Annotated in this window: 21 protein-coding genes and 2 tRNA genes; 13 read left to right on the forward strand and 10 right to left on the reverse strand. The window is 39.9% G+C overall.

The window, feature by feature from the left end:
* From P162_RS05015 to P162_RS05040, 6 genes are all read left to right on the forward strand, one after another.
* A complete protein-coding gene (locus P162_RS05015) occupies positions 1-1302 on the forward strand; it encodes a DASH family cryptochrome (protein WP_031426144.1) in 1302 nt (433 codons plus the stop codon).
* A 30-nt stretch (positions 1303-1332) separates the two neighbouring features.
* The gene (locus tag P162_RS05020; protein WP_031426145.1) at positions 1333-2868 is read left to right on the forward strand and encodes a cryptochrome/photolyase family protein; all 1536 of its coding nucleotides are present in this window, start codon (positions 1333-1335) and stop codon (positions 2866-2868) included.
* Between the two features lie 614 nt (positions 2869-3482).
* Positions 3483-4322, forward strand: coding sequence for an aldo/keto reductase (locus P162_RS05025; protein WP_031426146.1), 840 nt, complete (start codon positions 3483-3485; stop codon positions 4320-4322).
* Between the two features lie 93 nt (positions 4323-4415).
* Complete coding sequence (locus P162_RS05030; RefSeq protein WP_031426147.1) at positions 4416-5174, forward strand: SDR family oxidoreductase; 759 nt, start codon at positions 4416-4418, stop codon at positions 5172-5174.
* A gap of 166 nt (positions 5175-5340) precedes the next feature.
* Positions 5341-5610, forward strand: a complete 270-nt coding sequence (locus tag P162_RS05035) for a DUF6364 family protein (protein WP_035916854.1) — start codon at positions 5341-5343, stop codon at positions 5608-5610.
* Positions 5607-6020 (forward strand): PIN domain-containing protein, encoded by a 414-nt coding sequence (locus P162_RS05040; protein WP_031426148.1) that lies wholly within the window; start codon positions 5607-5609, stop codon positions 6018-6020. The genes P162_RS05035 and P162_RS05040 overlap by 4 nt, the downstream gene beginning before the upstream one ends.
* Before the next feature lie 66 nt (positions 6021-6086).
* On the opposite strand, the gene P162_RS05045 is transcribed toward P162_RS05040, so the two are convergent.
* The 3 genes from P162_RS05045 to P162_RS05055 all read right to left on the reverse strand — a co-directional run bounded on the left by P162_RS05045 (position 6087) and on the right by P162_RS05055 (position 10085).
* Entirely contained in the window at positions 6087-7922 is a 1836-nt protein-coding gene (locus P162_RS05045; RefSeq protein WP_031426149.1) for an ABC transporter ATP-binding protein, read from the reverse strand.
* Positions 7923-8038: 116 nt separating this feature from the next.
* A complete protein-coding gene (locus P162_RS05050; RefSeq protein ID WP_031426150.1) occupies positions 8039-9250 on the reverse strand; it encodes a multidrug effflux MFS transporter in 1212 nt (403 codons plus the stop codon).
* Between the two features lie 127 nt (positions 9251-9377).
* Entirely contained in the window at positions 9378-10085 is a 708-nt protein-coding gene (locus P162_RS05055; protein WP_031426151.1) for a pirin family protein, read from the reverse strand.
* Positions 10086-10476: 391 nt separating this feature from the next.
* Here P162_RS05055 and P162_RS05060 point away from each other — a divergent pair, with 391 nt between their 5' ends.
* Together P162_RS05060 and P162_RS05065 are read left to right on the forward strand one after the other, a co-directional pair.
* Positions 10477-12171, forward strand: a complete 1695-nt coding sequence (locus tag P162_RS05060; RefSeq protein WP_031426152.1) for a CotH kinase family protein — start codon at positions 10477-10479, stop codon at positions 12169-12171.
* Between the two features lie 168 nt (positions 12172-12339).
* On the forward strand, positions 12340-13056 hold the full coding sequence (locus P162_RS05065; protein ID WP_031426153.1) for a hypothetical protein: 717 nt from the start codon (positions 12340-12342) through the stop codon (positions 13054-13056).
* A 55-nt stretch (positions 13057-13111) separates the two neighbouring features.
* Here the strand turns inward: P162_RS05065 and P162_RS05070 are convergent, their stop codons facing one another.
* The gene (locus P162_RS05070) at positions 13112-14260 is read right to left on the reverse strand and encodes an MFS transporter (RefSeq protein WP_031426154.1); all 1149 of its coding nucleotides are present in this window, start codon (positions 14258-14260) and stop codon (positions 13112-13114) included.
* Between the two features lie 227 nt (positions 14261-14487).
* On the opposite strand from P162_RS05070, the gene kynU reads away from it, so the two are divergent.
* The 3 genes from kynU to P162_RS05085 are packed head-to-tail and all read left to right on the forward strand — an operon-like array spanning position 14488 to position 17876.
* A complete protein-coding gene (gene kynU, locus P162_RS05075; RefSeq protein ID WP_031426155.1) occupies positions 14488-15777 on the forward strand; it encodes a kynureninase in 1290 nt (429 codons plus the stop codon).
* A gap of 42 nt (positions 15778-15819) precedes the next feature.
* Complete coding sequence (locus P162_RS05080; protein ID WP_031426156.1) at positions 15820-17226, forward strand: FAD-dependent oxidoreductase; 1407 nt, start codon at positions 15820-15822, stop codon at positions 17224-17226.
* Positions 17227-17234: 8 nt separating this feature from the next.
* Positions 17235-17876, forward strand: coding sequence for an O-methyltransferase (locus tag P162_RS05085; protein WP_031426157.1), 642 nt, complete (start codon positions 17235-17237; stop codon positions 17874-17876).
* Positions 17877-18088: 212 nt separating this feature from the next.
* On the opposite strand, the gene P162_RS05090 is transcribed toward P162_RS05085, so the two are convergent.
* On the reverse strand, positions 18089-18499 hold the full coding sequence (locus P162_RS05090) for a DUF4293 domain-containing protein (RefSeq protein ID WP_031426158.1): 411 nt from the start codon (positions 18497-18499) through the stop codon (positions 18089-18091).
* Between the two features lie 199 nt (positions 18500-18698).
* Here P162_RS05090 and rho point away from each other — a divergent pair, with 199 nt between their 5' ends.
* On the forward strand, positions 18699-20438 hold the full coding sequence (gene rho / locus P162_RS05095) for a transcription termination factor Rho (protein ID WP_031426159.1): 1740 nt from the start codon (positions 18699-18701) through the stop codon (positions 20436-20438).
* A gap of 99 nt (positions 20439-20537) precedes the next feature.
* On the opposite strand, the gene P162_RS05100 is transcribed toward rho, so the two are convergent.
* The 5 genes from P162_RS05100 to proS all read right to left on the reverse strand — a co-directional run bounded on the left by P162_RS05100 (position 20538) and on the right by proS (position 23278).
* On the reverse strand, positions 20538-20951 hold the full coding sequence (locus P162_RS05100; protein WP_031426160.1) for a hypothetical protein: 414 nt from the start codon (positions 20949-20951) through the stop codon (positions 20538-20540).
* Positions 20952-21193: 242 nt separating this feature from the next.
* The gene (rpsT, locus tag P162_RS05105) at positions 21194-21442 is read right to left on the reverse strand and encodes a 30S ribosomal protein S20 (protein ID WP_031426161.1); all 249 of its coding nucleotides are present in this window, start codon (positions 21440-21442) and stop codon (positions 21194-21196) included.
* A gap of 93 nt (positions 21443-21535) precedes the next feature.
* Positions 21536-21607 (reverse strand) — tRNA-Glu (locus tag P162_RS05110).
* A 47-nt stretch (positions 21608-21654) separates the two neighbouring features.
* Positions 21655-21726: transfer RNA gene (locus P162_RS05115), tRNA-Glu, on the reverse strand.
* Positions 21727-21805: 79 nt separating this feature from the next.
* A complete protein-coding gene (gene proS / locus P162_RS05120) occupies positions 21806-23278 on the reverse strand; it encodes a proline--tRNA ligase (protein WP_031426162.1) in 1473 nt (490 codons plus the stop codon).
* Positions 23279-23412: 134 nt separating this feature from the next.
* Here proS and P162_RS05125 point away from each other — a divergent pair, with 134 nt between their 5' ends.
* Entirely contained in the window at positions 23413-24603 is a 1191-nt protein-coding gene (locus P162_RS05125; protein ID WP_051907782.1) for a hypothetical protein, read from the forward strand.
* The last annotated feature ends 140 nt before the right edge of the window (positions 24604-24743 follow it).

The raw sequence follows: 24743 nt of genomic DNA on the forward strand, positions 1-24743 counted from the left end.
ATGAAAAATCTGATTTGGTTTAGCGCTACAAACCTTCGGGTAGCGGATAATAAAATTCTTTTTGAAGCCTGTAAAGAAGATAAACCCGTGCTTGCGGTTTATTGTTTTGACCCGCGTCATTATACCGAAGGGGATTTTGGTTTTAAAAAAACAGAAAAGTTTCGTGCACAGTTTTTAATAGAATCCGTTAAAAACCTTCAGGAAAACCTTCTAGATCTCAATATTAGCTTACTTGTTTACCATAAAAAACCCGAAGAGATAATTCCGCAATTGATCGAAGAACATGGGATTACAAATGTCTTTCTTCAACATGAGTGGACAAGGGATGAGCGTGAAATTGTTGAAAAAACAAGACAAAAATGTGCTGAAAGCGTTCATTTTCTATCCTTTTTTGACCAATTTTTATACCATCCAGACGATATTCCCTATAGTGATTATCAAGAAATCCCAAAAGTTTTTACACATATGCGTAAGCGACTTGAGAAAGAAGCGAATGTACGTGAACCCCTCAACAAACCTGAACCGTTTTCTGAAGATAACCGTATTGAAGGGCCTTCTAAATTACCAGACCTCCATACATTAGGCCTCGACACTTTTGACAAAGATGATCGTTCCGCATTTCCTTTTACCGGCGGCGAAGATGCTGCGTTATCGCGTATAAAGCATTACTTCTGGGAGACAAAGAATCTTTCTGATTATAAAAAAACGCGCAACGGTATGGTAGGGACAGATTATAGTTCTAAACTTTCGGCATGGCTGGCAAATGGCAGTATTTCTGCGAGAACCGTTTATGAACAGGTAAAATCTTATGAAAAGGAAAACGGGTCAAACGAAAGTACTTACTGGCTTATTTTTGAACTTATTTGGCGGGACTTTTTTAAATATGTTTCCCTTAAACACGGGGATGCACTTTTTCATCAAGGCGGAATTTTAAAAAAATCATACGACTGGAACAACGATTCAGAAGTTCTTAAAAAGTGGATTGCAGGGAAAACCAAATATGATTTTGTGAATGCCAATATGCGTGAGATCGCAAAAACCGGTTTTATGAGCAACCGGGGACGGCAAAACGTGGCAAGCTTCTGGAGCAAGGAACTTAAGCAGGATTGGCGTATAGGTGCGGCCTATTTTGAAAGTATGCTAATAGATTATGATGTGCACAGCAACTGGGGCAACTGGATGTATAACAGTGGTGTGGGGAACGATCCACGCGATAGAAAATTCAACATCACCTCGCAGGCGCAACGCTACGACAGCAATGGGGAATATCAACAACGCTGGCTTCAGGAAGAGCTTTTTTAGTAAAATAAAATTAATCGGTAAATACAAAAAATGAAAATTTTACGCCTTATCCTTGGCGATCAGCTCAACCACAAGCATTCCTGGTACGATCAGCCAGAAAGCGATGTCATTTATTTTATGGCCGAAATGCGCCAGGAAACCGATTATGTTATGCACCATATTCAAAAAGTAGTTGCCTTTTTTGAATCCATGCAAAACTTCGCCAAATATCTCCGGGAACGAGAGCATAATGTCATTTACTTCGGTATAAATGACGATAACAATGAGCAGGATCTGGCTAAAAATCTCAGCCAACTTATAAAAAATAACCAGATCGAGAAATTTGAGTATCAACTTCCTGATGAATATAGACTTGATGAGCAATTAAAGGCATTTTGTAAGGACATAGATATTCCTTCGGAAGTTTATGATACCGAACATTTTCTCACTTCGCGTAATGATCTGGAAAATTTCTATAAAGGCAAGAAACAGTTCACTATGGAATATTTTTACCGTGATATGCGGAAAAAATATGATATCCTTATGCTCAATGCAAAGGATCCCGAAGGTGGCAAATGGAATTTTGACAAAAGCAACCGCGACAAATGGAAGGGCAAACCTGAAATTCCGCATGAGCGTGGTTTTAGAAAAGACGTATCAGATACTTTAAAAGAGATTGAGGAGGCCGGTATCAAAACCTTTGGTAATATAAATACTAAATCTTTTAACTGGCCCACTTCCAGGGAAGATGCCCTTGCTGTTCTCAACTATTTTTGCAAAAATCTTTTGGTTCATTTTGGGGATTATCAAGACGCGATGGATCCTGAAGAAGCCTATTTATATCATAGCAGGTTAAGTTTTGCCATGAATAGCAAAATGCTTCACCCGCGTGAGGTGATTCATTCGGTAATAGATTATTGGCGCGATCACCAAGACAAAATAGACATTAGTCAGGTGGAAGGTTTTGTACGGCAGATTTTAGGTTGGCGGGAATATATGCGCGGCATTTACTGGATGAAAATGCCGGGGTATGCAGAAAAAAACAGTTTGGACAACCATAATCCCCTACCCGATTTTTACTGGACGGCAGAAACAAAGATGAATTGTCTGCACCACGCCATCAAGCAAAGTCTTGATCATGCCTACGCGCACCACATTCAACGTCTAATGATCACGGGTAACTATGCTCTGCTCACACAAACAGATCCCAAAGAAGTGGACGCCTGGTATCTTGGAATTTATATTGACGCCATAGAATGGGTTGAAATTACAAATACCCGTGGCATGAGCCAATATGCTGATGGGGGTCTGGTAGCGACAAAACCCTACGTTTCAAGCGGCAGCTATATTCATAAAATGAGTAACTATTGTGGGGACTGCACCTATAGCGTTACTAAAAAAGATGGGGAAAACGCTTGTCCATTCAATAGTCTATACTGGAATTTCCTGGATGACAAAAGGGAATATTTTAAAGGTAACCAGCGTATGAAACTTATGATGAGCATACTTGACAAAAAAGACAGAAACCAGTTGGAATCTCTCAAAAACAGGGCATATGATATCATAAATCATCCAGAAAAATATTAATGCTAACGTTAAACCGGTGTTAAGCAACTCTAATAAAATAAACCAATTGCTATCTTTAATAGCGTTAAATGACAATAACATGAAGTGATAAAACCCAGGGAATAAGCATCTGAACCAAAACAATTAGTTTTTAATTAATTATATATAATATTCAGAATTGCGAATTATTTTATTGAAAAATGTATACATTAGTAGTAGTAAACCTGAATCATTTAGGTTATTGTCAAAAATATTTAAAACATTAAATTTTAATTTAACTTAATCATTATGAGAAAATTATTTGTAGCCCTTTTTATGATGGGCCTAGTAAGCACGGCGTTTGTAAGCTGTAGAGAAACCACAGGAGATAAAATTGAAGACGCAGCAGATGATGCAGGAGATGCAGTAGAAGATGCTGTAGATTAGATCACCAATAAATAGTACATTTTAAAAAACCTCACGGATTTTCGTGGGGTTTTTTTATGTATTCCCTAATAAAAGTTTAGTGCAATTTAACAGGGCGAACCCGCCATTGTACCCGAAATTTATAGTGACTTCAATAAACTATTGAAGAGCTGAAAAAATTCGATTTTTAAAAGTTCGAACAGCTTAAATTTTTCAAATTAAACTTTAAAATGGAGAAGAAAATAACGGATATACAAGGAACATGGGAACTTTCAAACGGCGTAAAAATGCCCTATGTAGGATTAGGTGTCTGGCAATCTGACCAGGGTGAAGAAGTAATGAATGCAGTAAAATGGGCCTTAAAAGCAGGTTATAGACATATTGATACCGCTGCAGCCTATAAAAACGAAGAAGGTGTAGGCAAGGCTATTAAAGAAAGTGGTGTAAACCGCGAAGATATTTTTGTAACCAGTAAATTATGGAACGATGATCAGGGTTACGAAGAAACCCTTAAAGCATTTGAAACCACAATGGAGAAGCTCCAGCTGGATGTACTCGATCTTTACCTCATTCACTGGCCGGTAGAAGGTAAATACAAAGATACCTGGCGCGCCATGGAAAAACTCTACAATGATGGCCGTATACGGGCAATAGGCGTAAGTAACTTTCTTAAGCCACAGTTAGAGGATCTTTTAAAAGATGCCAAGGTAAAACCAATGGTAAACCAACTAGAATTCCACCCCTGGCTTGTACAACAGGAACTTCAGGACTTCTGTGAGAAAAATAATATTCAGTATGAAGGTTGGTCACCATTGATGCAGGGCAAGCTTTTTAGTGAAGATATTGTAAATGATATTGCTGAGAAATATGACAAATCCCCCGCACAAATCGTACTGCGATGGGATTTACAGCACGGAGTGATTACCATTCCTAAATCTGTCAATGAAAAGCATATCAAATCCAATATCGAAATATTCGATTTTGAACTTTCTGATGAAGATATGAAAACTATTGATGCGCTGGATAAAAGCGAAAGATTAGGACCAGATCCTGCCAATTTCGACTTCTAAATACAGCTAGAATCAGCTTTTAATATAATATATAATAGGCGTATTTACCAGAATAGACGGTAAGTACGCCTATTTTAATTCAAACAACAATTTATGTGGAATCTTAAAACAAAAACCGCTCTTGTAACTGGAGGAACAAAAGGGATAGGCAAAGCCACCGTACAGGAATTTCTTCAACTTGGAGCCAAAGTAATTTTTACCGCACGCAGTGAAAAGGACGTTAAGGCACTAGAAAAAGAACTTAATATAAACGGCAACGAAGTTTATGGATTTGCCGGTGACGTAGCCAGCGAAGACGATCTAAAGTCCCTTCATGCTTTTGTTACTGAAAAATTCAACAAACTGGATATTCTTGTAAATAATGCGGGAATAAATATCAGAAAACCGGCAGTTGACTATACGACGGAAGAATTTGAAAAAATCATTTCGATAAATCTTGCAGCGCCTTTTCATATTTGCAGGTTGTTTTATGAACAGCTCAAAAAATCTGGGGAAGCGTCGATCATCAATGTAGCATCCGTAGCAGGAACGCAAGATGTAAAAAGTGGCAGCCCGTATGCCATGGCAAAAGCCGGACTGTTACAACAAACGCGCAGCCTGGGATCTGAGTGGGCTCCTGACCACATTCGTGTTAATGCAGTATCGCCCTGGTATACCGAAACTCCACTTACCGCTTCGGTTTTTGAGAATGAAGAACGTTTCAACAAAATCAAGGAACGCACCCCTATGAACCGCGTTGCACAACCCGAAGAAATTGCAGATGCGATTGCATTTCTGGCCATGAACAAATCCTCTTACATTACAGGTCAAAATATTATTGCAGATGGTGGACTGAGTGCAAATGCGCTATAATTTGAACTTTAGGACATTTCCTTATTAGAATATATTTTCTGATAAAAATATAATAGTAGCATAGAAAAGATAATCCCACGGAAAACCCTAATTGTACGTATAAAAAAATTTATAAATTAAGTTATACGTACAATTACTTTATCTTTATACCCTCAAAATGAATAGAATGGATGCGAAACTCACATTAAAACTTGACAAAAAGGTTATCAGCGATCTCAAAAAATATGCAAAGGAACATGAAACCAGTATTTCTAGGCTGCTTGAAAACTATGCGAGGAAACTTACCCGTAAAAAAGAAATTGTTGTAGAAGAGCCTCTCCCGAAATGGCTAGAGGAAATTGCAGAAATCACAAGCAAATATCCTGCTGACACCAGGACCGATGAAGAAATGCAAGCAGATTATGATGCCTATAGAGACAAAAAATACGGAGGATGACTACCATTTTTATTGACACAAATATTGTTCTCAATATCTTATTGAACAGAGCGTTTAAGGCAGAATCCTTAAAAATTCTTGCTCTGGCTACAAAAGAAGGTTATAGTCTTTGCATTTCTGCTTTATCCTATATGAATATCCATTACCAACTGAAAAAGAAATATACAGAGCGCGAATGCCGAGAACTGATAGCGAAATCAAAAAAACATATAACGACTATCGATCTCCATGATCTTCATATTGATAAAGCTTTAATTTCAGAATTCAAAGATTTTGAAGATGCCGTTCAATATAATGCTGCACTTTATGCTCAGGCTGATTGTATCATTACCAGAAATAAAAAAGACTTCAAAAAGAGTGTTATAAAAGTGCTCACACCTACCGAATATCTTGCTCAATTGAGCCAATAATCGCTATAAAATGACGTTTTTCGGGTATAAATCAGATTAAAATCAGCAATTTTTCCTGAAAAATATTTATTTATATCCTTGCGCCTGTAATTCAAAGAGCTCTGCGTAAAGATTTGGGTTTTGCATCAATTGCTCGTGTGTGCCCAGTTCTAATATTTTCCCGTCCTGAAGCACCAGAATACGGTCTGCCATACGCACGGTACTAAACCGGTGCGAAATGATAATACTGGTTTTTCCTTGCGTAAGGTCAATAAAGCGTTCAAAAACCTCGTATTCTGCCCGGGCATCTAGCGCAGACGTGGGCTCATCAAGGATCATAACTTTTGCATCTTTCATATAGGCACGGGCAAGGGCAACTTTTTGCCATTGACCGCCAGAGAGTTCGCTGCCTTTTTTAAAACGTTTCCCCAGTTGGGTGTCATAGCCTTTTTTAAGATCGTTCACCACTTCACTGGCGAGGCTGAGGCTGGCAGCATTGGCAATTTTGGGATCATTGTTGATCTCCTCGATATCACCCACGGCAATATTTTCACGAAGCGTGAACTCATACCTGAAAAAATCCTGAAAAATCACCCCAAACATTTTCTGATATTCTTCCCTTCGATACCGCTGTATATTGACTCCGTCTATTAAAATGCTCCCCTGAGTAGGTTCATAAAAACGCAACAATAATTTTATCAAGGTGGTTTTACCAGCGCCATTTTGCCCTACAAAAGCCATTTTTTCACCAGCTTTGAGTTCGAAGCTAATGCCTTTAATAACTTCTTTTTCGCTCCCGGGATATCCAAAATGGAGATCCTCGATAACGATACCTTGGTGGATCTTTAATGGGATCTCGAGGTAATCGATTTCCGTATCCTCTACCTTAATATCTATAAAATCAAAATAGTCCTTGAGATAAAGCGCACTTTCGGTAATACGGGTAAAGTTTGAAAAGAATTGCTGCAAGCTATTCCGTAACCGGTTAAAAGAAGCCGATAATAATGTAAGTTCACCTATGGTAATATCACCAAAAAGCACACTGCGAATAATCACCACATACGCCCCATAATAACAAATGACACCCAGACTATTAAAAATCGCGCTATAAGTGCTCCGCTTTACGGTAAGTTTTTTATTTATATTGTAATACGTATCGCTAAGCCCCTTAAAGCGGTCAGAAACAAAGTTGGTCAGGCCGAAAAGTTTGATTTCCTTGGCCGTTTTATCATTTGCGCCTATGTACCTTAGGTAATCCAGTTCGCGCCGCTCTGCCGTCCAGCTTCTGGTAAGGGAATATTGCTGGCCGCTAAAGCGAATCTCATTGATAAAAAGCGGAATTATACTTAATGCAAGCAAAATTATCAGCAGGGGTTCAAAATAAATAAGTATCGCGATAAGGGAAATGATCGAAATTATGGCCTGTGCCTGCCCCAGTGCATTACTCATAAGCCCTACCCTGCCCTGTGTTTGCGTACGGGCACGTTCGAGCTTATCATAAAATTCTGAATCTTCCAGCTGCGCCATGCTGATACCACCGGTTTTTTTTATAATCGTAACCGAAGAGCGGTTGTTGTACAAATCACCCAGGAGACCGTCAGTCACACTTGTTAACCTGCTTATCAAGTCTGAAGCGATGGTAATAATAAACTCAAGAATGACATAGCGCCATAATTGCTCATAATCTGGAACATCCGCCGCTATCTGCGCAATAATTTCGTCAATGATCAACTTTCCAACCCAGAGGATTACCACAGGCGCAAAGGCATTGATCAATCTGGAGATCGCATTAACAAGAAACAAAGACGGACTTGTCGCCCAGATTTCCCGAAAAAAACGAGGTATATAGCGCAAAGCCTGAAAGGACGCTTTTATATCGGTTTTCTTCTTCTTGTCATTTATACTATTGAGGCGTGAAGCCATGGGCAGATTTATTGGGAAATTCAGTCAAAAATCGACTATTTAAGGGCATTTTTGAGTCAATAAAAGCAATTTTTCCGAAGAAAGCATCGCTGAATTTATTGAAAAACAAACGGATTTTAGGCATGCACCGGGGTGAATTCAGCCTTCTGCCTATAGATAATTATGAGTGCCAGGCTACAAATCGCACAGCCTACCAGTATATAAAAGAGTGGGATAATGCTTTCTGTTACAAATGTTGAAACAAGCACACTAAAAACAGAACCAAAAAACATGCTCATACTCCCTATAAGTGCCGAAGCACTCCCCGCCTGGATGGTAAATGGATCCAGCGCCAGTGCGGTAACATTGGGATTCTGAAAACCTATAAAAAACAACATAAAAAAGAGTATGGGATAAATCACCCAAAACGAAGGCGCTAAAAACGCGGCGGCCAGACCTCCTATCGTCAATACCGTCAACATGATACTGGTGGAAAAAGTTATACTGAAAAGGGAGAAATGTTTAAGAACCACCCTGTTGATCTGACTACCAAGTATAAGTCCGGCGGCATTTCCACCAAAAACCCAACCAAACTGCTGCTCATCCAGCCCAAAATATTGACTGAACAGAAATGGTGCGCTCGAAACATAAGCGAGCAAAGCACCCAGTGAAAATCCCCTTGCAGTCGCAAATATGAAAAATTCCCTGTTCCTCAAAATAGAAATATATTCCCTGACAACCGCTTTAGGATGAAGACTGGTATTGCGGTTAGGCTTAGCACTTTCCGGCAAAATATAGGTCACATTAAAAAGCATCAGAGCTGCAAAAACGGCAAGGATAAAGAATACTGCCTGCCAGTTGAACGCGGCCACAATGACCCCGCCCACCGTGGGGGCAATAATAGGCGCAACACCCATAATGAGCATAAGCGTTGAAAGTACATCAGCAACCTGATTTTTTTTGAAAAGATCACGTACAATGGCTTTTGAAGCAACCATGCCCGCACAACCACCCAGGGCAAGAAAAAAACGGGAAATGACAAGTGCATATAAATTCCAGCTAAAAGCACAAAGCAAACAAGAAACAATAAAAATACCAAGGCCGATAATAAGTGGCTTGCGACGACCAAAACGGTCCATAAGTGGACCGTAGGCCAATTGACCCAGGGAAATACCAATAAAATAACTTGTTAAGGTAAGTCCCACTCGGCTAATATCTATCCCAAAATCACTTGCCACGTTCTCAAAACCGGGCAGGTACATATCTATGGAAAATGGACCCAATGCAATGAGCGTTCCCAGGATGAGTACGATTCTATTTTTTGATTTTGTGCGCAGGCGTTCGGTCATAAATTTTACTAAGCTGCAAAATTAAATGGAGGTTTGTAGACAATGCAGTAAATAACGTTATTAAAATGATAAATTCAAGGTAACGTTATCGCGCCAAAGCCCATATCATCAGTGTTTTGTTCAATAATTACATGGGAATTTCCATTATTAAAACTTCACTGTCTTTTATAGCATTGATCTTTAAAACGTCAACATCCCAAATACCAAAACCATCCCTTTTATCAAGCGTTTGACCTTCCACTTCGAGTGTGCCTTCAAGTACAAAAATATATACGCCGTTTTGGTTGTTTTTTACCTTATACTCTAAATTCACATCCGTATCAAGGTTACCCAAATGAAACCACGCATCCTGATTGATCCATACCCCGGCATCTGTTTTTTCTGGAGAAATAATTTGCTGAAGTTTGTTTTTTCGATCAGCGGGATTTAAGGTTATTTGCTCATAGCGCGGTGTTATATCAAGATCCCTGGGAAGTACCCAGATTTGCAAAAATTCTACCTTTTCATCCTGGTTTTTATTGCGCTCGCTATGTCTTACGCCCGTACCGGCACTCATGATCTGGACATCGCCGTTCCTAATAACGGTTTTATTGCCCATACTATCTTCATGAACTAAATCCCCCTGTAGCGGTATAGAAACAATTTCCATGTTTTTATGAGGGTGCGTGCCAAAACCCATCCCGCCAGCAACCTTATCATCGTTTAGGACTCGGAGCGCTCCAAACTGCATACGTTCTGGATCATGATAATTTGCAAAACTGAAAGTATGCCTACTATGTAACCAACCGTGGTTTGCATCTCCTCGTGTTTCTGCCTTGTGTAAAATAGCCTTCATTAGAAATATTTTTGGGGTTTCAACTTTAGTGCTGTTTGAATATACTTTATAAATATTCGGAAACTGTTTTTAGGTAGTCGTAAGAACCGGGCAAAAAATACAAATGGTTTTAAAAAAGCTTCTAAACTTTATAAAACACAACTGGGAAATACTGAATAAAGCAAAATATAAACGTAATTTTTACAGTTATCCAACCCAAATAATGAAATAAAAACGTCTTTCGTTTACCATTTTTAATAAAAAAATCTTTCGGATTTTGCCATATAGAATTCCAAATTCGCCTGAGAACCAACTAATCGAAAAAAATAACACAAAAAAAATAACACCAATTGCAATTCATAATTTATCATATATTAAGCACCCAAAAAATCAACAACCAACAATCCAAAGCATGAAGAAATTCTACACGCTGTTCCTATTCTTTCTCATTTCAATAAACCTTCAGGCTCAGGAATCCTACAACCTTGCCATTCCTGTAGATAGATATCAGATAGATCCTACCAATGGAATCATAATTTGCAATATTGACATTTCACAATTTCCAGATCTATCCAGTTTTGAATCGGTTGTACTCGAACTTGAAAACACTTATAAATTTATTTCAAATCCTGGTAAGATCAGCCATCAAACGACATACACTGTAGAAAATGAGGCCAGGACCTATGTGCTTTATTTCAGTAATATACCGCTTATAGCCATTAATGCGGAATCTATAGTGGATGAACCCAAAAAAACCGCAACTTTTGTTTATGCAGATGCTGATGGGGTAAAAAAATCTATCACCGGTATTGAACTGCGGGGAGGTTCCTCACAGCGATTTCCAAAAAAAACCTATGATCTGGAATTTTGGGAGGATGAAGCTGGGGAAGATAATAAGGACATGCAATTTGATAACCTGCGTGAAGACGATGACTGGATTTTAGATGCTTTATACAATGAACCCTTGCGCATGCGCGCTTTTTCAAGTCATAAACTTTGGCTTGATATGCACACGCCCTATTATCTGGACGAAGAAGAAGATGCAAAATCTGGTGCAGATGTCATGTACGTAGATTTATTCCTGAATAATAAATACAATGGTCTTTATATGCTTTCTGAGCAGGTTGACAGTAAACAACTTGAATTAAAAAGTTTTAAAGATGAGGAAATACGAGGTGAGCTCTACAAAGCAGAACTTAAGAAAGATGCAACTTTGTTTTCAAATGCAAATGCTTATGATAATACAAAGGAAAGATGGGACGGTTTTGAACTAAAACATCCAGATGAGGATGAAAAGATAGACTGGTCAAAACTATATGATTTTGTAGATTTTACAGCAAATTCCAGTAAGACTGATTTTGATGCGGGTATAGCAGATCGTTTACATATAGAAAACGCTATAGATTATTATATTTTTCTAAACGTGGTTAGTGCTTACGACAATAGGGGCAAAAACTATTATATAGGTAAATACAATCAGGAAAATCCGTACTTTTTCGCGCCATGGGACCTGGATGGGACTTTTGGTGTTAAATGGGATGGCACTTATCAGGATGTTACCGAAGGTATTTTGACTAACACCCTTTTTTCAAGACTCTTTGGAGATGGCACTACCAAAGAAATGAAACATCAGGTTTATGATCGCTATGTGGAGCTGCGCAAAGGTGTTCTCAGCAACGAGCAATTGTTAGGCAGGCTTTCAGCCAACTACAATACGCTGAGATATAATAAAGTTTACGAGCGCGAAAACCTGATATGGAAAAACTATCCCTACAACACCGCCGCAAAAGAATACACAGATACCTGGACGGCAGAAAGACTCGCGTATCTGGATTCTTATTTTGAGGAATATAATCTGGGGATCAACACGCCAGGTAAAGAACAACAGCAAGCGATCATCTATCCCGTACCCGCCAGTAGCACATTGTACATCAAAACAAAAGTCCTACAACCTCAACCTTTTACCATTTATAACCTTCAGGGACAAACAATTGAAAGTGGTGCGATACAAACTGCGGAAACTTCTATTAATGTTAGTCTTCTTAGTAACGGGATTTACGTCTTGCACTTAGGAAACGATAACATGAAATTTATTGTTCAGCATTAATATTAGGGTTAGTACAAAATTATTTTTACCTATAAACCTCTTAAACAGACTGGTTCCTGCCCTAACTAGCAAGAATAAAGGCGTTTTACTAAAATTAAAATTGGCAATCATTTATAACATCTACAGTTTAAAACATGTATTTTTAAAGGAACCAATTAAAATTTAAAAATGAAATATAGAATTACCACAGTTGCTTTAATGCTAACCCTTATGGCGTGCAAGACCGAAAATAAACCTAACGGAGAGACTGTTCCAGAGAATGAAATGGCGCAGGAAACCAAAGAGAATCTTAGTCCGGCGGAAGAAACCGGTAAGGAGATTGCTATGGCCAGTGGTGCAGACAACTGGGATAATGTAAGCGAAATACAATTTACGTTCAATGTAGATCGTGGGGAAAGCCATATGGAACGCAGCTGGGTATGGAATCCTAAATCGCATGATGTTAAGATGATGAGCGAAAAGGACACGGTAAATTACAACCGCGACGCGGAGATGGATAGTATTGCCACAAACACTGATAAAGCTTTTATTAATGATGCTTACTGGCTTTTGCCCCAGATGCACTTAATCTGGGATAAAGATGCTACCGTAACGGTACAGGATACGGCAACCGCACCCATAAGCAGCGAGAAAATGAAAAAAATCACCTTGACCTACCCAGACCAGGGCGGTTACACACCAGGTGATGCCTATGATTTTTTCTACGGTGACGACAATATGATCAAAGAATGGATCTACCGTAAAGGCAATGCTTCAGAATATTCTATGGTAACGACCTGGGAAGATTATAAAGAGCATGGTGGAATAGACATTTCCACAATGCACAGTTCAAAAGATGGTAAAACGAAATTATTTTTTACCGATGTGGAGGTAAAAACGGAATAAATCAGGTGTTTTTTACCTTAAAAAGGGCTTTTGCATGCGTGCGAAAGCCTTTTTTTTATTTTCGTTTTAGAAAGAAACCGAGAAACGCGGCGATCAAGACGAAACACAGCAAAGCAAAAAAACTACTCTTCAGATTGAAAGATTGTGCTAAAAAACCCAGAAAAACAGGTCCCAGTAAAAGTCCCACAAAGCCAGATCCCGCAATAAAGCTTATACCTTCCGCGGCCTCTATTTCAGTAAGGTTTCCGCTATAGCGAAAAAGTTCTGGCACTACTACAGAAAGTCCCAATCCCACAAAACCAAAACCTGAAATGGCCACCCAGGTCATACCGCTGAGCACCAGTCCAAAACCCAGCGCTGCAAGGATACAACCTGCGATTATAATCTTACGTGAACCGTAATTATTACTTACCGCATCTCCAAAAAAGCGACCAAAAGCCATCATTCCATTAAAAACTGCATAACCAAAACCAAAAAGCCCGGCTGCCGCCAGCGTTACCCGTTCAAGATACAGCGCGCTCCAGTCTACGATAGCGCCTTCTGCCGCCATGACCATAAAGCTGATAATGGCGAGCCCCAGTAATGGCCTTAAATGCTTTAGTTTAAAGCCTTCTTCATTCTTGGCCTTTTCTGCACGAAGATATATGTATGTATTCATACAAATAAAGTTCACAAAAAGTAGCAGGAGGATTACAGCGATCACATGCACGAGAGCAGATGGTACAATGGGGATCAATAAAGTACCCACGCCAGCGCCCAGCATACCCCCCAGGCTAAAAAACGCGTGGGATAGTGACATAAACTGAATTTTATCTTCTTTTTCCATATGGGTGACAAGGGTATTCATAGTAACGTCGGTAAGTCCTGAAAAAGCACCTATAATATATAATGAAGCACAAAGCCAAAAATAGTTGGGAGCTGCAAAGGGACCGGCAAAACTTATGCAAAATGCGGTAATCGCAAATGCCATGACCCTCCCCAGGCCAAAACGAACTAGGAGTTTAGGTACAAACGGAATCATGCTCAAAGTACCCAAGGCCAAAAAAAATACCGCAAAGCCCAATTCCCCTTCCGAAATGTTCAAATTTTCGGTTATACGAGGAATATATATCGCCCAGGTACCAAAGAGCACATTAAGGCTTAAAAACAGGAGTACGGCAGAAAAGTAACGTTTATGGGTTAGGATAAGCTTTAGGGACTTCATGAATTGGTTGTTTTTCGGCAACTAAAAAATAACACAAAAGCTTTTAAGTCATCTATTTTATATTGATAAATTTCAATTGCGATTTGACTCACCACTGCTGTCAAAACTAATTAATAATGATAAGGCCTTAAAATGTGCAATTTAAGGCCGTAAATTGGCGGTTTTTAAACATATTTGGTAGTTTCTTAATACATTTTTCCTTTCAATAATCATTACTTTTGCATTCTATGCTAAAGAAAGAAAACGATACCTATCAAGATTCCCGAACCTATGCTAAAGATAGGGACCTCAATGATCCACTAGGACATTTCAGGGAAAAATTCATTATACCAAAGGATCCCAATGGTGATCCGCTTATTTACCTCTGCGGAAATTCGCTGGGCCTACAGCCTAAAAAAGCAAGGGAGTATATTGAGGAAGAACTTACTAACTGGGGCGAACGCGCGGTTGAAGGTCATTTTGAGGCCAAGGTACCTTGGACAGAATATCATGAAATCCTGGCCAAGCCCATGGCAGATATTCTAGGTGCAAAACCCAGCGAAGTGGTGATAATGAATACCCTTACCACAAACCTGCACCTGATGATGGTTTCGTTTTACCAGCCTACCCAAAAAAGACATAAAATACTTATAGAAAGCGATGCGTTCCCGTCAGACAACTACGCTGTAAAATCCCAGATCGAGCAACGCGGCTTTGATCCTGAAGAATCTTTAATTTTCTGGAAACCCAGAGAAAATGAAGAACTTTGCAGGCTTGAAGACCTTGAACAAATTATAGAAGAACAAGGCGACGAGATCGCACTGCTCATGATAGGGAATTCAAACTATTACACCGGCCAGCGCTATCCTATTAAAGAAATTACCGAAATGGGCCATAAAGCGGGCTGTATGGTAGGTTTTGACCTGGCGCACGGTGCCGGTAACATAGTGGCTGACCTGCATGATAATGGCCCTGACTTTGCCGTTTGGTGTACCTACAAATATTTAAACAGTGGCCCGGGAAGTCTGGGCGGTTGTTTTGTACACGAGCGACATGCAAATAACCGGGATTTACCCAGATTTACGGGCTGGTGGGGCCATAAAATGGATTCCCGTTTTAATATGCGTGTGGATTTTGATCCCATACCAGGCGCAGACGGTTGGCAATTGAGCAATCCTCCCATTCTTAGTATGGCGCCCATCCGCGCTTCGCTGGAAATTTTTGCGGAAGCAGGATTTAAAAATATCAGGAAAAAAGCGATCGCACTTACCGGTTATCTTGAATTCCTGATAGAAAATATAGGTGATGAGCGCATACATATACTTACGCCAAGAGACCCCGAACAGCGGGGCTCCCAACTTTCAATACAGGTAAAAGATGCAGACCGCAGCTTATTTGACGGTTTTATGAATGCAGGTATTATCTGTGATTGGCGCGAACCTGATGTGATACGCGTTGCCCCTGCCCCACTATACAATAGTTTTGAAGACGTTTATGAAATGAGTGTAAGGCTCAGGGAACTCCTCAAAGGATTTTAAAACGACCTGTAGCATTGTAAACAACCCACCAACCAATACAATTTGAAGAAACAAGAACATATACTTATCATAGGAGCGGGACTTTGTGGTTCGCTACTTGCACTGCGAATGGCACAGCGGGGTTATAAGGTTTCCCTTATGGAAAAACGCCCTGACCTTAGGAAAGAATCTGTAGATTCTGGACGTTCCATCAATTTGGCATTTTCAGATCGTGGCATGAAAGGGCTTCGACTGGCGGGGCTCGATAAAAAGGTACTCCCGTTATGTATCCCCATGCGAGGCCGAATGATCCATCCTGAAAACGGTGAGGAGTTTATGAGTCCGTACAGTGGTCGCGACCATGAATATATCAACTCCATCTCAAGGGAAGACCTCAACATTCTGCTTTTGGATGAATGTGATAAAATGCCTGATATTTCCATATTTTTCAATCAGAAATGTACGGGTGTAGAACTTGAGCATGCAAAGGCGAGCTTTGAAGATTACCATACAGGAAAAACCAGCACACATCAGGTAGATGTGATCATGGGGGCTGATGGTGTGGGCTCTGCTTTGCGCAAAAGCATGCTGGAACATAGAAAATTCTTGTTTAGCTACGGTCAGGACTTCCTTACCCATGGTTATAAAGAGCTTTCTTTTCCACCTGCTGAAGACGGGGGATATCTGACCGAAAAAAACGCGTTGCATATCTGGCCGCGAGGCAAAGATATGATGATCGCACTTCCCAATCTTGACGGAAGTTTTACGGTAACGCTTTTTCTCTCCTGGGATGAGGGAAAAGATAGTTTTCAAACGTTAGACAATAGAGAGGCCATTACATCATATTTCAAAAAGGAATTTCCCGATGCGCTAAAGTTGATGCCCAATCTTCAGGAAGAATTCGAGGAGAACCCTACCTCGCCATTGGGAACCATAAAATGCTCTCCCTGGCATGCTTACGGAAACGTACTATTACTGGGCGATGCCGCCCACGGAATCGTCCCCTTTTACGGTCAGGGAATGAATGCGGCCTTTGAGGATATTGTGGTACTCGACAAGGCGATGGATAAGTTTCCAGACGACTGGAATGCCGCTTTTAAAGCATTTCAAACAGAACGAAAAGAAGATACCGATGCGATTGCAGATCTTGCCGTAGATAACTTTCACGAGATGAAGGCACATACCGCAAGTGAGATTTTTCAGGAAAAAAGAAAATTGGAAATTGCCTTTGAAAAAGAATTTCCAGAGGAATATTTTTCAAAATATGCCCTGGTCACCTTTAGGGAAGATCTGCGCTATTCTGAAGCCATGCGCCGTGGAAGAGTACAGGACAAAGCAATCCTTAATCTAATTCACGATAAGAAAATCACTCCAGGGCAATCCCTGAGACAAAAATTGAGCCTTGTGCAAGAAGAGACGCGTAAAATGCTGCATGATGATGCAGTAGTGCAAGGCATGGAAAATGAATAACAGACAGCATGCATTTTATACCTGAAGAACTAGAAGACTACGCTGCAGAACATTCTGAAAAAGAACCTGAACTTCTACAGCAGCTCCGCCGGGAAACCTATCAGAAAATTTTACAACCCAGAATGCTGAGCGGTCACCTGCAAGGGCGTTTGCTAAGCATTGTTTCTAAACTCGTAAATCCTAAAAACATACTTGAAATAGGTACTTATACCGGTTATTCGGCACTTTGTTTGGCGGAAGGACTGCAGCCTGATGGCCTATTGGAAACCATAGATCACAATGAAGAGTTGGCTTATTTGCAGCACAAATATTTCAAAGCATCCTCATACGCAAGTCAAATTAAGACCTATGTAGGTGATGCATTAAAAGTGATCCCCACACTTCAAAACACGTTTGACCTGGTGTTTATTGATGCAGATAAACCGAATTATCCAGCCTATTTTGATCTTATTATCCCTAAACTAAATACTGGGGGATTATTAATTTCAGATAATGTGTTGTGGAACGGAAAGGTATTAGATCCTACAAAGAACACGGATCCCTCTACACAGGCCATCCTAAAGTACAATAGCAGTCTGGCAAATGATGACCGACTGGAAACCGTTCTCCTTCCCATACGTGACGGACTTACACTAAGCCGTAAGAAATAGCTTCAAGCTTCTGTTGAAAAAAATACAGACTATCAGTATATCTGGGCATTAAGATTTTCAGCTTTTAGATTGTATGCTGTACTTTGAAATAGTACTAAAGGAGGATAATAAATAATTTTTGAGGAACAACAAATCAGCTTTGGAATTCACATAAAAAAAGCCCTGCGAATGGCAATCGCAGGGCTTTTCACTAATAAACTAAGTTAGTAGGGTTATCGCAACCGGTCCACAGATTTTACAAGATCCTCATCCCGCTTGATTGCCCTGTTAGCCAGGGCGATAAAAACGATAGAAATGACGGGTATAAGCATCCCAATACCTTTCTCCGAGGCCGCCGCCCCTCCAGATATGATTTGCGACTGGTAAACCAATACTCCTAGTAAAATAAAGTTCAATATTATATTGAGACGGCCCAGAACAAACTGTAGCTGTCTTTTTTTAAACAGAAAAATCGTAAGCAATGATAAGATCGCACTTGATACAAAAAGACTCAAATAAAGAATATTTTCTATTGCCCATACTGTCTCTCCTTCTGGATTAACAAACAGCGGGAAAATAAAAATAAGGCCGGCAGAAACAAGTGCAGCCAGCAAAAGATAAATGGTTTGTATGCGTTGAATCATAATTTTATATGCTGCCGGCAAAAATAACAACTTCTTTTTAACTCTTGACACTAATTTGAAATTAATGTTGTATAATTGCATACATAATATATAACCTTCTCTGTGTATGATGGTTATTTACTTGCCAAAAACCCCTAAAATCTTCTCTCTAGATTTTTTACACGCATTCACACTAAATTCAAAGCAATCCTTATAATTAATGTTTGATATTTCAGAACTTAAAGCTAAAAAGCTTCCTGAACTTCAGGAAATAGCTAAAGGTCTTAGCATCCCTAAATTCAAGACCATAAAAAAATTAGATCTCGTATACAAAATACTTGATGAACAAGCTGCAGATCCCAAAGCGGTCGCAATTGCTGCTCAGGACAATCAATCTTCTTCAAAGACTGACAGCAAACCAGCCCCTAAAAAAAGAGGGCCTAAAAAAGGAAGTACGCGCAAAACCTCTTCTGACAAAGCTGAAAATAAAAGCGCCGAAACCAAAGATCCTGAAAGCAAAACAGAGAAAAAGGCCAGTGCCCCTGATGCAAATGACAATAGCAACAAGCCTGCTAATACCAATAAAGGCCAAAGTCAGAACGATAAGCAGGACAATAAACCTAAGAATAACCGCCCACGTAAGGACAGCAAGGATACTTCTACGAACAATAATAAGAACACAAATAGAAATCCTAAAAAATCCAACACGAACAAAAACAACAACAATAACAGCGGTAATTCCAACAGCAACAACAGCGGTAATTCAAATAACAACAACAACAATAACAACCGCAACAATGGCAATAAAGATAGCCGCAACCGCTATCGTGAGCCTGATTATGAATTTGACGGGATTATTGAAAGTGAGGGCGTTCTTGACATCATGCAGGACGGTTATGGTTTTCTAAGATCTTCAGATTACAATTACCTTTCCTCACCTGATGATATTTACGTATCACAGTCACAAATACGTCTGTTTGGACTAAAAACCGGAGACACTGTACTTGGCGTTATTCGACCACCTAAAGAGGGAGAGAAGTATTTTCCGCTTATAAAGGTTTCAAAAATAAATGGACTGGATCCCAATGTGGTTCGTGATCGCGTATCGTTTGAACACCTGACACCTCTTTTCCCCAAGGAAAAATTTAATTTGGCTGACCGCCAAAGCACGATTTCCACCCGGGTAATGGATATGTTTACCCCTATAGGCAAAGGACAACGGGGTATGATCGTTTCCCAGCCAAAAACGGGTAAGACGATGCTTCTTAAAGATGTAGCAAACGCAATTGCCGCAAACCATCCTGAAGTTTATCAAATGATCTTACTTATTGATGAGCGCCCGGAAGAGGTTACAGATATGCAGCGCAATGTTAAGGGAGAGGTTGTAGCTTCTACTTTTGACAAAGAGGCACATGAGCATGTACGTGTGGCGAATATTGTACTTGAAAAGGCAAAACGCCTTGTAGAGTGTGGTCATGATGTAGTGATCCTGTTGGATTCTATTACCCGCCTTGCACGTGCGTATAATACGGTACAGCCTGCTTCTGGTAAAATATTGAGTGGTGGTGTTGATGCCAATGCATTGCACAAACCCAAGCGCTTCTTTGGAGCTGCCCGAAATATTGAAAATGGAGGTTCGCTTACCATAATTGCCACAGCTCTTACGGAAACCGGCTCTAAAATGGATGAAGTAATCTTTGAGGAATTTAAAGGTACCGGTAATATGGAACTTCAACTGGATCGAAAAATTTCCAACAGAAGAATTTACCCAGCAATGGACCTTACTTCTTCAAGTACGCGTCGTGATGATTTACTGCTCAGCGAAAATGTAATCCAACGTATGTGGGTATTGCGTAAATACCTTGCTGACATGAATCCTGTAGAAGCTATGGAGTTTATAAACGATCGTATCAAGCAAACTAAAAGTAACGAAGAGTTTTTAGTTTCTATGAACGGATAATCAATTTCCTGATAGATAAGTTTAAAACAAAAAAAAGCGGAACTTCAATTGAAGCTCCGCTTTTTTTGTTTTATTAAGTTTGTGAATGAAAGTTTCTCTTTACTGCTTATCATTTTTAGGAGTATCCTTTTTCATCATTTCATATTTGTCGTACTGCACATCTGTAAGTATAGCTTTCATTGCATTATCGCGATGATCGCCGTTATCATCATTTATTTCACAGGTTTGTTTACCATCTAAACTAGATTCATACGATTGTATCTGCTCATCGCTCATTTCTAATTCAGAATAGGTCTGCGACATATCCTGATTCATAAAACCCGCTTGATCCATATCGCCCTGTGAATAGGTTACGATATTATTAGCAGCACTTTTATTTGCAGCACTGGTGACGGTGTCACTGGATGTCGTTCCATTTGCATTATCGCCAGGGGTATCACTGCTGGAGGATTCCCTGCATGCTGTAAACGCCAATAAAATCATCACAAGTACAACGTATTTTCTATTCTTCATGATCGTAAAATTTTGGTTTGAATTTTTATACCGTATCCTGCGTTTAAAGTACTTTAGTTTTAGTCATAATTATGCTTCAAAATTGTTAAAATACTGATACGGTCACTTTTTAAAGAGAATCAATACGAATATCTAGAAGAGCAATCACGCAGTGGACTCCATTTAATCCAAATGGGTTTAGGACAAAAAAAAGACCCTCACGTTACGTGAGGGTCTTAATATTAAATAAGTTTAACTACTACTTAAAGTGCAGCAACGTGTCTGGCTACTTGAGACTTTAAGTGACCTGCTTTATTATCATGAATCACGTTTTTCTTAGCGAGACGATCAATCATAGATATAACTGAAGGTAATAAAGTTTCAGCTTCTTTCTTATCTGATTCTTTCAATTTCTTTATAGCGTTACGGGTGGTACGGCTCTGGTATCTGTTTCTTAGCCTGTTTTTCTCGCTGCTACGTATTCTTTTTAAAGATGACTTATGGTTTGCCATTGTTCTAATTGTAAATTAAAAATTATGAATTCAGGATCATTAATAACTAATACAGTACTGTCTCCTGAATTCAACATTCCGTATTTTAAGTTGTAGCCCGTAGGGGAATCGAACCCCTCTTACCAGGATGAAAACCTGGCGTCCTAACCGATAGACGAACGGGCCATTATGTCAAATATGCTCCGCATTTGATAATTCAATAGGACTTCTAGTAGTCCGTAAGGGAATCGAACCCCTGTTACCAGGAAGAAAACCTGGCGTCCTAACCGCTAGACGAACGGACCAGTTTTCTCTCAAATGCGGATGCAAAAATAAACATATTATTTAATGTTGCAATAGGAATCTCAACTTTTTTTAAAAAAATTAATATGCTTTAGCAAACAAGACTCTTTTTGTGGCCTTTTTGCCACTATAAACACACACGCCTTCCTCTTCTTTCGCATCAATAGGAATACAACGAATCGTAGCTTTGGTCTCCGTTTTGATCTTTTCCTCAGTTTCTGTCGTGCCATCCCAGAAAGCGCTAATAAAACCTCCTTTGTTCTCTAATACGTCCTTAAAGCCTTCGTAATCGTTTACCTCTGTGATATGCTCCTTCTGAAAATTAGATGCCTTAGCAAACAAATCTTTTTGCATTTCCCGAAGCAGTTCACGTACGCGGTCCACTACGTTTTCTTTTGACACAATTTCTTTACTAAGCGTATCCCTACGTGCAACCTCTACCGTGCGTTTCTCTAAATCCCTCGGACCTATAGCTATACGTATGGGCACGCCCTTAAGCTCATATTCGTTAAATTTCCATCCTGGTTTAAACGTATCCCTATCGTCATATTTAACTGATACGCCATGCATTTCAAGTTCACGTTTGACCTCACCGGCAACCTGGGATATGGACTCCAGTTGTTCTTCCCCCCTGTAAATGGGAACGATCACAACCTGTATAGGTGCAAGGTTAGGAGGAAGCACAAGACCGTTATCATCACTATGCGTCATGATCAAAGCCCCCATTAAGCGCGTAGAAACCCCCCAGGATGTTGCCCATACATATTCCTGCGTACCTTCTTTAGTAGCGAATTTGACATCAAATGCCTTTGCAAAATTTTGTCCAAGAAAATGGGACGTTCCTGCCTGTAAAGCTTTACCATCCTGCATAAGCGCTTCGATACAGTAAGTTTCAAGTGCACCCGCAAAACGTTCACTTTCGGTTTTTGTTCCTTTAATCACGGGAACGGCCATAAAATGCTCAACAAAATCTGCATAGACCTTCATCATCAATTGCGCCTCTTTTATAGCCTCTCCCTTTGTTTCATGTGCAGTATGACCTTCCTGCCATAAAAATTCCGAAGTACGTAAAAAGAGACGGGTACGCATTTCCCAGCGCACTACATTTGCCCATTGATTGATAAGCAAAGGCAAATCGCGATAGGACTGAACCCATTTTCTGTAGGTGTCCCAGATTATCGTTTCTGAAGTGGGACGTACAATAAGTTCTTCCTCAAGTTTCGCGTCAGGATCTACGATAATACTTCCATCTTCATCGGTTTTGAGACGGTAATGCGTCACTACGGCGCATTCTTTTGCAAAACCATCCACATGGCTTGCTTCTTTACTGAAATAGGATTTCGGGATAAAAAGCGGGAAATACGCATTCTGATGTCCGGTTTCTTTGAACATACGATCCAATTCTGCCTGCATCTTTTCCCAAATCGCATAACCATAAGGCTTGATAACCATGCACCCTCTAACGCCGGAATTTTCGGCGAGATCTGCCTTGACAACCAGCTCATTGTACCATTTGGAATAATCTTCTTCTCGCGTGGTTAAGTTCTTTCCCATATACTGTATTTTGGCATAACTATTGCTCCTTGTGATAGTAGAATACCTAGTTATTGTTTATCTTTATTATCTAAAATATGTAAGCGGCAAAACTAATTAAATTTACTATCTACAACAATTAAATACATACGTATATGCGACATATAGAAAGAATAAAAAAAATAGGCGTAAGGCCGGGATTGCTCCTAATAGGTTTATTTACACTAGCCTCCTGCGGTTCTTTTCAATATGCATCGTACGATGATGGCATATATGGAAGCAGGAGTACAAGGATTGCTTCAGCAGAACAACCTCAGGGCGGAAGGCAACAACAAACTTCTACGGAAAGAACAGGATATTATTCCAATTATTTCAGTCAGGGGGCGGAACAGGTACAGCAGGCAAACGAAGACATAATCTTTACTGATGTTGATTCTTATACCTCAACCGGTGAGTACACGGAAGAAGATATCGTTCAGGAAGAACGTATGGGATACAATGGCCAGCCAGCCTGGGGATCCACGTACGATGAAGTTATTGTAAATGTATATCCTTCCAATATGGGATGGGGTTATGGTGGTTTTGGTTATGGCTTCAATAACTTTGGCTATGGTGGCTTTTATGGCGGATTCCCATTTAGGGGTGGTTACGGCTATGGCTACAATAATTTCGGTTATGGTGGTTTCTACGGCGGTTATCCATTCGTAGGAGGTTTTGGCTATCCTTATGGCGGGTATGGTTATGGTTACGGCTTTGCCGGAATAAACCCATACTATGGAGGTTATTATGGCTATAACAATGGATATTATAATAGAAACAGATATTATAATAACTATAACAATTATGCTTACAACAGGGGAGCACGTTCTGATGAACGCAGAAGCAGAAGAAGTTCTGATATCAACGCATCTAACAGTATACGAAGGGGAAATACGAACTACTCCAATAGAAGATCTTCAAGGAGCGCAACGGCCAGTTCTGCCGATTCCAGATCCAGTAGAAGAACGTATAGCAGGAATAATGTAGGTGTAGATACACGCCGCACTTCAAGAAGCAATACTGCATCCAGTGGCCGCAACAGCGTTTACAATTCCAACGCATCGAGCAGAAGAACTTCCTCGCAAAACAATTCATACACACCCAGCCGTTCTACCCGGAGTTCAAATTCCTATTCTAGAAGCAATAGCACCAGGACAAGTGCACCAGCACGATCTTCGTATTCTGGCAGTAGCAGTTCTAGAAGTAGTGGCGCCACAAGAAGTTCTGGATCATCTTCCAGAAGTTCAGGAGGGTCATCGCGAAGTTCAGGCGGATCTTCCAGAAGCAGCAGAGGCGGTGGAAGATAATTTGTAAAATTCAGTGGTTCTAAGTGCAGGTTTAAAAATCTCGTTTAGAACCATTTTTTTGTTCTTTTGCATAATAATGATTCAAGAACACCTCTAAATAAGGTGTTTTTCAGCTTAATAAACCAGTTTTCTTTCCATAA

The organism is Flavimarina sp. Hel_I_48 (assembly GCF_000733945.1).
Taxonomy (GTDB): Bacteria; Bacteroidota; Bacteroidia; order Flavobacteriales; family Flavobacteriaceae; genus Leeuwenhoekiella.

Bases quoted from the DNA above. Each gene is read 5' to 3' on its own strand.
- P162_RS05050 (WP_031426150.1), bottom strand. From the start codon at position 9,250: ATGACCGAACGCCTGCGCACAAAATCAAAAAATAGAATCGTACTCATC.
- rpsT (WP_031426161.1), bottom strand. From the start codon at position 21,442: ATGGCAAACCATAAGTCATCTTTAAAAAGAATACGTAGCAGCGAGAAA.
- P162_RS05040 (WP_031426148.1), top strand. From the start codon at position 5,607: ATGACTACCATTTTTATTGACACAAATATTGTTCTCAATATCTTATTG.
- P162_RS05065 (WP_031426153.1), top strand. From the start codon at position 12,340: ATGAAATATAGAATTACCACAGTTGCTTTAATGCTAACCCTTATGGCG.
- proS (WP_031426162.1), bottom strand. From the start codon at position 23,278: ATGGGAAAGAACTTAACCACGCGAGAAGAAGATTATTCCAAATGGTAC.
- P162_RS05045 (WP_031426149.1), bottom strand. From the start codon at position 7,922: ATGGCTTCACGCCTCAATAGTATAAATGACAAGAAGAAGAAAACCGAT.
- P162_RS05125 (WP_051907782.1), top strand. From the start codon at position 23,413: ATGCGACATATAGAAAGAATAAAAAAAATAGGCGTAAGGCCGGGATTG.
- P162_RS05090 (WP_031426158.1), bottom strand. From the start codon at position 18,499: ATGATTCAACGCATACAAACCATTTATCTTTTGCTGGCTGCACTTGTT.
- P162_RS05100 (WP_031426160.1), bottom strand. From the start codon at position 20,951: ATGAAGAATAGAAAATACGTTGTACTTGTGATGATTTTATTGGCGTTT.
- P162_RS05070 (WP_031426154.1), bottom strand. From the start codon at position 14,260: ATGAAGTCCCTAAAGCTTATCCTAACCCATAAACGTTACTTTTCTGCC.
- P162_RS05030 (WP_031426147.1), top strand. From the start codon at position 4,416: ATGTGGAATCTTAAAACAAAAACCGCTCTTGTAACTGGAGGAACAAAA.
- rho (WP_031426159.1), top strand. From the start codon at position 18,699: ATGTTTGATATTTCAGAACTTAAAGCTAAAAAGCTTCCTGAACTTCAG.
- P162_RS05085 (WP_031426157.1), top strand. From the start codon at position 17,235: ATGCATTTTATACCTGAAGAACTAGAAGACTACGCTGCAGAACATTCT.
- P162_RS05035 (WP_035916854.1), top strand. From the start codon at position 5,341: ATGGATGCGAAACTCACATTAAAACTTGACAAAAAGGTTATCAGCGAT.
- kynU (WP_031426155.1), top strand. From the start codon at position 14,488: ATGCTAAAGAAAGAAAACGATACCTATCAAGATTCCCGAACCTATGCT.
- P162_RS05015 (WP_031426144.1), top strand. From the start codon at position 1: ATGAAAAATCTGATTTGGTTTAGCGCTACAAACCTTCGGGTAGCGGAT.
- P162_RS05060 (WP_031426152.1), top strand. From the start codon at position 10,477: ATGAAGAAATTCTACACGCTGTTCCTATTCTTTCTCATTTCAATAAAC.
- P162_RS05025 (WP_031426146.1), top strand. From the start codon at position 3,483: ATGGAGAAGAAAATAACGGATATACAAGGAACATGGGAACTTTCAAAC.
- P162_RS05020 (WP_031426145.1), top strand. From the start codon at position 1,333: ATGAAAATTTTACGCCTTATCCTTGGCGATCAGCTCAACCACAAGCAT.
- P162_RS05055 (WP_031426151.1), bottom strand. From the start codon at position 10,085: ATGAAGGCTATTTTACACAAGGCAGAAACACGAGGAGATGCAAACCAC.